This is a genomic window from Paenibacillus sp. J31R34 (assembly GCF_059383715.1).
This window is the reverse complement of record NZ_JBXENU010000003.1, coordinates 512,844-522,995: the sequence shown is the minus strand read 5'-3', so window position 1 is coordinate 522,995 and position 10,152 is coordinate 512,844. Positions and strand designations below refer to the sequence as shown.

The 10,152-nt window shown below is 43.0% G+C and carries 14 protein-coding genes; all 14 read right to left on the bottom strand.

Going from position 1 to position 10,152, the window contains the following annotated elements; translation table 11 throughout:
- Positions 1 to 87: 87 nt before the first annotated feature.
- The gene (locus AC50YG_RS11775) at positions 88 to 645 is read right to left on the bottom strand and encodes a site-specific integrase (RefSeq protein ID WP_494826970.1); all 558 of its coding nucleotides are present in this window, start codon (positions 643 to 645) and stop codon (positions 88 to 90) included.
- Positions 646 to 704: 59 nt separating this feature from the next.
- On the bottom strand, positions 705 to 860 hold the full coding sequence (locus AC50YG_RS11770; protein ID WP_494826968.1) for a hypothetical protein: 156 nt from the start codon (positions 858 to 860) through the stop codon (positions 705 to 707).
- A 249-nt stretch (positions 861 to 1,109) separates the two neighbouring features.
- Positions 1,110 to 2,099, bottom strand: a complete 990-nt coding sequence (locus AC50YG_RS11765) for a hypothetical protein (protein ID WP_494826967.1) — start codon at positions 2,097 to 2,099, stop codon at positions 1,110 to 1,112.
- 769 nt (positions 2,100 to 2,868) lie between these two features.
- Positions 2,869 to 3,291: a hypothetical protein gene (locus AC50YG_RS11760; protein ID WP_494826965.1), complete on the bottom strand. Its 423-nt coding sequence runs from the start codon at positions 3,289 to 3,291 to the stop codon at positions 2,869 to 2,871.
- 185 nt (positions 3,292 to 3,476) lie between these two features.
- Positions 3,477 to 3,902, bottom strand: a complete 426-nt coding sequence (locus tag AC50YG_RS11755; protein ID WP_494826963.1) for a hypothetical protein — start codon at positions 3,900 to 3,902, stop codon at positions 3,477 to 3,479.
- Positions 3,903 to 3,930: 28 nt separating this feature from the next.
- Positions 3,931 to 4,941 carry a DNA cytosine methyltransferase gene (locus AC50YG_RS11750; protein WP_494826962.1) on the bottom strand — a complete coding sequence of 337 codons (1,011 nt, stop codon included), beginning with the start codon at positions 4,939 to 4,941 and terminating at the stop codon, positions 3,931 to 3,933.
- A 36-nt stretch (positions 4,942 to 4,977) separates the two neighbouring features.
- Complete coding sequence (locus AC50YG_RS11745; protein WP_494826961.1) at positions 4,978 to 5,121, bottom strand: hypothetical protein; 144 nt, start codon at positions 5,119 to 5,121, stop codon at positions 4,978 to 4,980.
- Complete coding sequence (locus AC50YG_RS11740; RefSeq protein ID WP_494826960.1) at positions 5,122 to 5,376, bottom strand: hypothetical protein; 255 nt, start codon at positions 5,374 to 5,376, stop codon at positions 5,122 to 5,124.
- Positions 5,360 to 6,199 (bottom strand): ParM/StbA family protein, encoded by an 840-nt coding sequence (locus tag AC50YG_RS11735; RefSeq protein WP_494826959.1) that lies wholly within the window; start codon positions 6,197 to 6,199, stop codon positions 5,360 to 5,362. The genes AC50YG_RS11740 and AC50YG_RS11735 overlap by 17 nt, the downstream gene beginning before the upstream one ends.
- Before the next feature lie 88 nt (positions 6,200 to 6,287).
- The gene (locus AC50YG_RS11730) at positions 6,288 to 7,052 is read right to left on the bottom strand and encodes a phosphoadenosine phosphosulfate reductase domain-containing protein (protein WP_494826958.1); all 765 of its coding nucleotides are present in this window, start codon (positions 7,050 to 7,052) and stop codon (positions 6,288 to 6,290) included.
- A 6-nt stretch (positions 7,053 to 7,058) separates the two neighbouring features.
- Positions 7,059 to 8,621 carry a replicative DNA helicase gene (gene dnaB, locus AC50YG_RS11725; protein ID WP_494826956.1) on the bottom strand — a complete coding sequence of 521 codons (1,563 nt, stop codon included), beginning with the start codon at positions 8,619 to 8,621 and terminating at the stop codon, positions 7,059 to 7,061.
- Positions 8,581 to 8,952 carry a replicative helicase loader/inhibitor gene (locus AC50YG_RS11720; protein ID WP_494826954.1) on the bottom strand — a complete coding sequence of 124 codons (372 nt, stop codon included), beginning with the start codon at positions 8,950 to 8,952 and terminating at the stop codon, positions 8,581 to 8,583. The genes dnaB and AC50YG_RS11720 overlap by 41 nt, the downstream gene beginning before the upstream one ends.
- Positions 8,912 to 9,898: a DUF4373 domain-containing protein gene (locus AC50YG_RS11715; protein WP_494826952.1), complete on the bottom strand. Its 987-nt coding sequence runs from the start codon at positions 9,896 to 9,898 to the stop codon at positions 8,912 to 8,914. Before AC50YG_RS11715 ends, AC50YG_RS11720 begins: the two co-directional genes overlap by 41 nt.
- Before the next feature lie 9 nt (positions 9,899 to 9,907).
- Complete coding sequence (locus tag AC50YG_RS11710) at positions 9,908 to 10,093, bottom strand: hypothetical protein (protein WP_494826951.1); 186 nt, start codon at positions 10,091 to 10,093, stop codon at positions 9,908 to 9,910.
- Positions 10,094 to 10,152 lie beyond the last annotated feature (59 nt).

Sequence of the window (10,152 nt, the reverse complement as noted above, 5' to 3'; positions counted from 1 at the left end):
AGCTCAAAGCTTGCCCAAACTCCGCGTCCCTACTGCCTTTATGGGCGTTAGATGAAGCGAGTTTAACAACGCCTCAATGTGTGAAACTCACAGCCCGAAGGCGCTCATCGCCTTGCTGTACGACTCCTGATTCTTGCCGATGTATCGCAGCGTTATTGCCTCGGTTGAATGATTGAAGATGTACATGAGAAGTGCCAAGTCCTTCGTCTTCTCATACAAGTGAAAGCCGTACGTCTTCCTTAAACTGTGCGTTCCGATTCGTTCAAGCTTGAAGTGATCGGCTACATCTTGCAGGATTTGATAGGCCCGTTCTCGTGTTATTGGCTTTGCTAAATTATTCTCATCACACTGGCGTGAAGGAAATAAGTAATCGTTTGGCTGCATGTCCTTTGTGTATTTGGCAATGGCCCGCTTTAACGTGGGGTTAATTGGAATGATCTTTTCCTTCCCTGTCTTCCGTTCACGTATGGGCACTTCATCTTTACCTCGCACATCCTTCACTTTGAAGTAGAGCATGTCGGTTATTCTTAATCCGATGTTAATCCCCATAACAAAAAGGAAGTGGTCCCGTACATTGCGTTCTAAGAGGTAAAGTTTAATTTGTTCGATTAATTCTTGTTTCCGTATTGGCTGTACTGTATTCACATGATCTTCCTCCTCCTCAAATTGATTAATGGGCAAAAGAAAAAGCACCCTAAGGTGCCTCATTTAAAAATCAAATAGCAAACAATGCCGATAACTGTTGCTGCTATAATAGGAACTGGGCGTTTCTTAAACAAGAACCACGCCAGCCCGAACGGAATAACAATCCACAACATTGGCAATATATCATTCAACAATTTTGATGCAGGGCCCTCCATAATATTTCACCTCCCAAATAAAATTATTCGACATATACTTTTAAAAGCCTGTCGATAATGGTATTATTTGAGAGAGAGCTGTGAGGGAATGCACCCCCGGCTCTTTTCTGTATCAATATTCTATATTTTAAATAGACTTGCTCACAGCTACAGGGATATTCATCTTTGAATGAGTCCAATGCTTTTTATTACACTATTATTTATTTTTATAGATGGGTGAATAAAAATGCTGAGATGCTATATCTCTGCTTAAATTGGTTTTATTATTTTCTGATCAATATAATCTTTTACAATTCCTCTGTCATTCAAAATAACAAATATACGATCAGTTCTTTCTTTATTGTAAAGTTTTAAGTTCTCTTCAATTACTTCATAATAAAAGTCATCTATCAGTATAAGAAAGATATAATCAAACTCATTTGTTTGAGCAACTAAATTTTTAATATACCCAGGAAGTCTAGTCAAGTAATAACTTTTAAAAGAATCGCTTGAATCTAATAGAGAGATACCGAACTTAACATCCTCATAAGAGAAAACCCCATCAAACAACTCATCATTACTTCCGGTAAAATCACCATGATCTATTCGAAGTGTTTTGTAATTATCGTTATTTGCGACCTGCAATAATAAGCTTTGTAATAGCGATTCATATTTTAATCGATCTTCAGCTTTTTTTCTGGCTTTTTCCAATTCTTCATGCTCTTTCTCTTTATTCACTACAAAATTACCTGTCGCAGCTACCTCACTCATTATTGAGTCCCTAATTTTTTTCTCCAGCAGAGTGCTATCTTTCTCGATATATCCATTTTCATTTAATACCCCTGCAATTTTTGTTGATATATCTCCTACCCTACCAGAGATAATGTCTTCTATTCTTTTTTCAGTAACACCTGTAGATGATTGAATTCTATTTAACGCTTCTGTGGTTAAACGAAACACATCATTCTGCAATCGAATACTATCATCACTTCTTTTTACCATTACTTTTTCAGATGATTTACCCAAATAAATAGCTGTAATAGCAAGTATTATTGAAGCTGTAGATAATGCTATTGAAAAAACAAAATTAATAATCTCTGTGGTTCCTAAAGATACTTTCTCCGAATTCATATTTTGAACTACTATAAGACTTAAAATTCCTATAAGGAAACTACCAATCCCAATTCCCAATGATTTGTAAGTAATTCCCGAAAACTCCTTCTTCATTTCTTCTTTTTCTTTAGTATTATGGTTCTCCAAAAAATTCATCCCCTTTTATATAACTACACATTGTTAGTTATTCAACAAAAAAAGGGTAAATCCTCCATTTCTACGAACCTAAAAATTCAAAAAGTTGCTTACTCTGAACCCTGTATTAATGCCTGTTAGAAAAAATATAATCATGCAAATTGGTTTGCCGGAGAAAATCCATAATATCCTCTAACAACTCAGGGTCCGTTATTGGCTGCATTGTGTTCATGTGCTATCGCCTGCCCTTCCGACGCTCAAGCCGATTGCGCGGTGCTGCTGCCTGCGGCGCAAGTTTAGCGGCCAGCCATTCCAGCAATTTTCCCATTCTCTCTTTCCTCCTTCACACATTTGACCTTAGAACAAAACTGCTTGGAGCCTTCGAACCTTCCCCAGGGACAGCCACGGCATTGAGCCGGCTGTAATTTGTCGTTAACTACTACTGGTAGCCTGCGAGTATATCTCAACCGGCTCAACTCCTTTCCAACAAAAAAAGCTGCCGAAGCAGCTCCAATAAAATTATCCTTTCGTCAGCTGGTCGGCACAATGATCCGGCCAACTGAACAAGGGACAAGTCACCTTGTTATGGGGCATCTAACCCCACCTCACACCACACGCTTGACGCTCAACGTCTAAGGATGCGCAAACGCGCCGATCCCACCGCATGGCCGAGTCCTACAATTGATAAAGGTACAGTAGGTTCACCCGAACGTTTCCGTTCTTTATGATGAACTAACTGTACCTTTATGCGGTCTCAATTGTAGTGGCAGAGTACGGCACTTTACTGCTCATTCTCTGTCCATCTACTGACAATTTCGAATTTCTTAAGTGAGTTTGCTACCGATTCAATTCCTGAATTTAGCTTCCTGCTTACCGTTCTTTCTTCCATTAAATTATTCTCGGTATAATGCACGCTGGTGCTAGTATAGGAATTACATTCGATATATCGGTAACTAGTCATTTCTCTTACCAAGCTATCTTTTATCTGCTTAACCGCTCGTTCAAGACGCCGAACCTTATATTTGCAAAGCTCATAGTCAGCTTGTTCAAACTCGCTTAGCTTTTCAAATGTCTCAGATTCGTAAACGGTAATATCATTTATACACTGTTCGTATTCTTCTAGCAACTTTTTAGCGTTTTCTATGTCTGAGGCCGTCGCCTTCGGAAAAAGTTCCATTTGTTCGTGTTTCGCCGTTGCTTCCAATGCCTCTCACCCCTATAATATTATATAAGGTAGTGAGATTACCGCTTAAGCCCCTTTAGCTACGTTCCCCAACGATTCGTAAAGGGGCTTTTCCATGTAAACTTCCAATGCGTCAATTTTGCAACCCAGCTTGTCTAGCAATTTGTTTAGGTATTGTATTTGCTGGTTAATTGCTCCTGCTCGATTCACCATATGCTAAACCCACGCGATTCTTCTGCAAATTCTGCGAACGCTTCTAACTTTTCAATGAAGTCCTTTCTGATAGGCATGTTGTAGGTTTTCATATCCATGCGTTTTTCCCAGTCCTCCATATTTTGACGCTCTTCCTCACTGTAAGACTCCCATTCAGACCATTTTCCTTTTTCAATTCCTGCAAGTCCTCTTGCTGCAACAGCCATCATTTTTGCTGTTTTGGAATTTACATAATAACCATCATTTGAAAGTGGGCTTGCACCCCGTTTGTCCGGTGTATACCTATATTGAGCTGGCTTTATTGAATCACCTACCCCTACCAATAAACCGATTCCAGCATTCATCATCCACGGCCATGCAAAAGCACCAATTGTCATATCCTCAAGCTCTTGATTTCTTGGCTTTAAATCGTATCCCAAAGTAATTCCTCCTTATGTTCTTCAATATTCAAATCGCTAATTTGATCTGCCCGTCCGATTCGGATTCGTATCCCTCTTGTTGTTCGCTTGGATGCAGCAGTTCGTCAAAGATTGCTTCCAAGACCTGAACTACGATACTGTTCCCAGCCAAAGCATAGAGTGTTGCATTACGTTTTCCTGGTTGCGTCGGGAATTGTTCCAGCATCCGGTCAAAATCCATATCATCAAACCCTAGCAGCCTCCAGCATTCACGCTCCGTCAGATAACGGTAACTCCCATTTTCGTTACGGATAATCCCTGCATTCGGGCAGCGATCTTGCCTTTCGGTTATTGTGTAGCAAAACGACTCGATTACATCCAATCGGCGTTTATACACATCTTCTTTTTTTACAGGATTAAACTCCGCTATCTTACTTATCATTGAAGGGATATTCACCAGGTACTGCTCAGGTATATCGTCTTTGTACCCGTATTCGAGATAGTTGGATATATGACGCATACTCTTAATCTTTAATCTGCTAAAATCAAATACTTGGCTGCCTAACAATGAAATGCAAAATACCCTTTCCCGCGCGTGTGGAATTCCGAAGTTTCTAGCATCTACCACATCAAACGAATTTGTATATCCAAGTTTTTGCATAGCTCGGAGATACTCATTAAAGATCGGCATAACATCTCTGTCCAACACTCCTTTCACGTTTTCCCAGATAACAACCTTCGGCTTCCAATCGCCCATTTCACCGATAATTCGAAGTGTCTCAAGCATTAACTGGGATCGTGAAGCTTTAGAGGTTCCTTTTCTCCTCTTGTTGCCACGGCTGTTGTCCTGGCAAGGAGATCCATGCACCAAAATGTCTGGACGTAAATTCCAACCTTTTATATCCTGCGGACGTTGTAAATGGTCATATAAGGCGTTATATGCCTTGACCCGATTAGGCATAATTTCCACGTAATCAATTGACTTGTGGTCTACTCCGAGATTAATTAGAGCTTTCCTTGGGGCACCAATGCCTCCAAAAAGCTCAAGAATTTTAATCAATGGATCACCTCATGTTCTTCAATATTCATTGAGATACTAAATCTCTGCCTTTTCAGGCTCTTCCAGATAAATAAACACAGCGTCAGAATCAACTTGATTGAAAGTCATGCCGTTATGCCAAACCACTTGGCATTCATCTGCCATATCCTTCATGGCTTCAATCAATTCAGCTTTTGTCATTTAAATGAACCCCCCTATACTTTTACTAATGACCTCTTTATCCGTTTCGACTGATTGAATTGGTGCTGGAGCTGCCTGCACAATTGGCTGCGGTGTGCCTAAACGGTCGCGCTCGATGAGCCTGCGAACATAACCACTAAAGTTGGGACGCAGCATAGCGTGCTTATAACATGCCAATTCGTCAGGGTCGTCCAAATTAAAGCTCATTGTCTTGATAATCTTGCCGCTTTCCTTTGCTTCACCCTTTTTGCTCACCGTATACCTCCTTAGCAAGCATAAAGAATGCTGCTGCACTGGCGAATGTAGGTGAAACGCGTTCGCCGTTTACCAAGGGTTGATATGGAGCAGCGTGGATATAGTGACCTTGAAGCGCCTCGGCCATTTCTTCTGCTACTCCCCCAATTACACGTACAGGGTTTTCCTCGCCCCATATATTTTGGGTTTTGGAAATCAACAGACGCGCTATCGCAGGTATATCTGCTTGCTTTACCGTGTCCATTCCGAACAGTTCCGTGTCAGATGCTTTATCTACCTTCATGACACAGCCCCGATGAAAATAGCAAGTCCCCCAATTGAGCGTTCCTCCACCAAGGTCAACAATATGTGTGTACCCCTTGATCGGCTCCAGCATGCCCACCGTTGCACATTCAGCTGCTACTTCGATTTTATTGATGTTGAATTTCTTCTCGATTCCGTTAACCTTCAACACATGTTGACCAATGAGCATTTTTTTAATTGCTGATTTTTCTTCTTCCGTGTGCTTGGTGATGGTTTGGCCTACAATTATGGCATTATCAACATCGTCGGAATACTGATGCACGGCCAGTAGCGTTCTAAGTCTTGCATCGGCATTTGCCTTCGTATCTCCTTTTGTACTCCCTGCAAATTCGCTTTCAAATTGCGCAATAGTTCCAGCAAATCCTTTCCGACCTTCATGCTCCCATTCCATATCGTCCGAACCGTAAGCATTTTTCAACTTGCGTTCGCGAAACTCCCCGATTGCAGAACTAAACCTAAAGGCTCCATTTCTATTAACGATCTTCACATCGTAGTTCCCAGCGTCAATTCCTAAGATCATTTGAATTTTCCCTTCTATTAATAATGGAGTAATAACAGAGTAATAATTCGTCGATTTCTTTCGAATTTATTAATAGAGTATTATTCTGTTAATAAATTAAAACAGGATCAGTTGTCTTAATCCCCACATAATCTTCCAAGCTAATCGGCTCTTTTCCCCGCATGAACATTGTGTGCCCAATTTTACGCTCAAGCTCTACATATTTACGGTAAAGCTCAGGATTGCAGCGTGCTCCATGCTGGAGGTCATTTGCGCTACCCATGATGCAAAATACACAACTTAAACGCTGGTTGCCAGAAGCGTAAGCCCAGAATGGTTCCTGTCCTGCATCCGTGATAGCTTGAAACACCTTTTCCGTTGACCAGTCAAAAATCGGCATCCAATCCCACACATCCCTATGCCCGCAGCTCTCAGCAGCGTTATACCGAAAAGGCTCTTTTTTAGCCCGTGCTGCTGATTCATCAGAACGAATGCCCATGCAGTTGACTGCGATTTTCAACCCGCGGTCTTTAAGGTACTGCCTGATAAATTTGAATATCGGCCCGCGCTTTAGGTCACTGGTACATTGCCTATGCTTAGCAGACGGCCACATACCGCGTTTTTCCACCATACCAAGAAACGTCTTACTGGCTCGCACTACGTTGACACCGTGCTTGACGGTATTCCATATGTGTTCCTGCACGCCTTGCCACTCAACTTCGCCCAAATCTGCGTGCACCACTACAATCTGCCATGACGGTACGATTTTAGATAAATAGGCATACATGGCTTGGCTATCCTTCCCGCCAGAATGGGAAACAAAGAATATAGCTTCTGCATCAATTAGAGCCTGAATTTCATCTGGGACAATCACGATTCTTTACCTCCCTACATGCTGCCTTGCTTCTTCGATTGCCCGATTAAGCATAGCCATTAACTCATTTGTACCGCCCGTGTCTGGATGGTATTTTTTGCTCAGGCTCCTGTACGCCGTTTCAATATCCTGAGACGTCGCGTTCTTGGATACACCGAGTATTTTCCACCATTCCTTTTGTTTAGCTTCTGCTCTCTGCTTAGGCTCGTCGCTATGGCTTTCGTGCGAACGGTCCAAATTGACGAATTTATTAAACTGTTTCAAAAATACCAGCTCGACGGTTCCAACAGGGCCGTTACGCTGCTTGGCAATGATAATTTCGATGATGTTCTTTTTCTCAGACTCCTTATCGTAGTAATCATCCCGATAAAGGAAGGCTATAATGTCAGCGTCTTGCTCAATGGAGCCGGATTCCCGAAGGTCAGACATCATCGGACGCTTGTCCTGTCTCTGCTCCACGCCCCGGCTGAGCTGTGACAATGCAATGACTGGCACGTCAAGTTCACGGGCAATTTGCTTGAGCATACGGGAAATATAAGACACCTCTTCCTGCCTGCTTTCGCCCGACCTACCCCTGCCTGATACAAGTTGGAGATAGTCGATGAGGATTAAGCCTAAGCCCTGCTCACGCTTAATTTTCCGGCATTTAGCGCGAATTTCCCCAACGCTGATTGCTGGAGTATCGTCAATCACAATCGGCATATCAGCTATACGGCCAATTGCCATCGTCACCCGTTCCCAATCGCCATCAATTAATCTGCCTGTTCGGAATCGCGCTGACTCTATATTCCCCTCTGAGCAAATCATTCGGCTAACTAGCTGCTTCTCGGACATTTCAAGGCTAAAGACTGCCACTGTTTCTTTCGTCAGCTTCAAAGCTTCGGCTGCGTGAGTGGTGATATTCAGCCCCAACGCCGTTTTGCCTACTGACGGTCGCGCACCAATTACAATAAAATCGCTACGCTGGAAGCCAGCCGTCATTTTGTCCAAGTCGCGGAAACCGGATGGAACACCGTTTACATCGTCGTCACCTTGACGAGCATATTTGGCTTCCAAATCGTCGAACACTTCCGGAAGGATTTCCCTTACCGTCCGATAGCTCTTTTTCGTAATCGTATGATCTGCCAAGGCTTCCATTTTCGCCTGAGTGGATCTAATGATCTCAGCTGGATCGGTGAGCCGCCAAGCTTGTTCTATGCCTTCGTTTAGCTCTGAAATGATCTGGCGTTGAGCGTATACGCTTTTCATAATGCCGATGTAATGACCTACGCTAGTAGCCGATGGCGTTGACCTTGCCATATCAGCCATGTAACTAACGACAGCGCCATTTTCCAACCAACCCTTCACCCGTAGGCGTTCAGTTACGGTCACAATATCGACTGGCTGATTTGCTTCACAAACCTCAAGCATGGCCTTAAAAATACGCCGATGCTCCATCTTGTAAAACTCAACCCCGCGTAATCCACTTACGGCCTCGTCAGCTGCCTTGGAGTCAATAAGCGCAGCTCCTAAAACAGCCTGCTCGGCTTCAAGATTCTGGGGCAATGGATGCTGTTGAAGATTCTCCAATACGCTTCACGGCCTCCTTTACAGCATCCGGCAGGCGTACAAGCGTTTGTTCATCCTGCGCCCGTAGCTGAAGCATTTGGCGCGTCTCAGCAGCATTAAGGACAGCTGGGCCGGAAGATTGTTGCAAAGTCGATGCAGCGAGTATGCCGGGATGCGGCGGGAAGCCATTTGCTGGATTCAGGGTATAATTCGTCAAATTCTCGACGGCCCTGTCGAAAGGAACATGTTCGAGCAGCAAGCGCCATTCTTCGACCTTGTAATCATCGTAAGCAAATGCGCTATAAAAATTACTAATTCGCAAGAAGAGCTTCCTGATCTCTGATTCTTTCACGTTCCTCCGCCTCCCTGATTTTTTCCGATGCACTTTTGTTTTTCTCAAAATGTTTATCGTTTGAGTTCTGTTTTCCCTGACTTGTTTTCCCAGCAGCAGCCTTCAAGCATAATTCTGCATACTTCTTCCGAAGCTTATCAGGGCTTAAAATATTTTGTTGCCAAAAAGGGTCGGCTAATGCCCACTTGATCACTTCGCCTAATTCCTCTTTAGGTCGTTTATCAAGTTCAACGATCTTCCTAAAGTCATCGGCCCATTTCTGCATTTTTGCATTTTCTACCAAGTGAGCTTTGCCGATGCTTTCCACGAAGGTTAATAGTTTTTGGTGAAAGAAAATCGCCATTTGATAATATTCGTTATCCTCGGCATACGAATTTGAATGACGAGAAGAAGTCTTTACAATCTTTTTCTCCCTCTCTATCTCCTTCTCTTTCTCCTTCTCTATTTGTGTACTTTTTGCAGACATATTGCTTACTTTATCTTCGTTAATGTAAACATTAACTTCGTTTCCGTTAACATCAACTTCAATTATTGGGTAGCTCACCTTTTCCGCAGCTTTCTGCAAATCAATTAATGTGTATTCACGGATAAAGGTAATGCTTTTTCTCCTTTTGGATGCTCCTATGTATCGGAGCTGGAAGCCGCGAGAAGTGAGTATGTTATAGTTTTGGTATGCATTTTGATCGAAGAAACCCCACTTAATGCATTCATTAACTATCTCCATTACCAAGTTTCTGTTAACATTAACTCGGTTACTGAATACCTTTTGCTCACGTTCGCCCCACGAATAGTAGTAGCTATTTTTATAAATCTCACACATGAGCTTAACGACTACACCCAAACCTTCCATTCCAAAATCGCTGACAACTACAACTAGCTTGTCGTCGCCATCAAAACCAATGTCCAGCGGAAAGTAGTCTAGGCCCTCTTTTGTTGGGCGTGCCATGCTGGTGCCTCACCTCCGTCCTTTTTTGGGTTGCGGGCGACGTATTATCTCTACAACGTCAGTTTCAAACACATAAAGGTTGCGTGCGACCAATTGAATACGGCAAAATGTCCGCGCCTTGCCTGTCACCTCGACCACCTCGCCCGTCGATCCGCAGACCGTGCGCACAATATCGCCTTTTAAAACATAAATCAACTGGATTACCTCCCTTTGATGCTTGCCCCGCATCGTCCGACGCCCCGATCATGCCGATC

What these genes read in the sequence shown, in the direction of transcription:
- AC50YG_RS11745 (WP_494826961.1), bottom strand. Translation starts at nt 5,121, where the DNA reads ATGACAAAAGCTGAATTGATTGAAGCCATGAAGGATATGGCAGATGAA.
- AC50YG_RS11770 (WP_494826968.1), bottom strand. Translation starts at nt 860, where the DNA reads ATGGAGGGCCCTGCATCAAAATTGTTGAATGATATATTGCCAATGTTG.
- AC50YG_RS11715 (WP_494826952.1), bottom strand. Translation starts at nt 9,898, where the DNA reads ATGGCACGCCCAACAAAAGAGGGCCTAGACTACTTTCCGCTGGACATT.
- AC50YG_RS11735 (WP_494826959.1), bottom strand. Translation starts at nt 6,199, where the DNA reads ATGATCTTAGGAATTGACGCTGGGAACTACGATGTGAAGATCGTTAAT.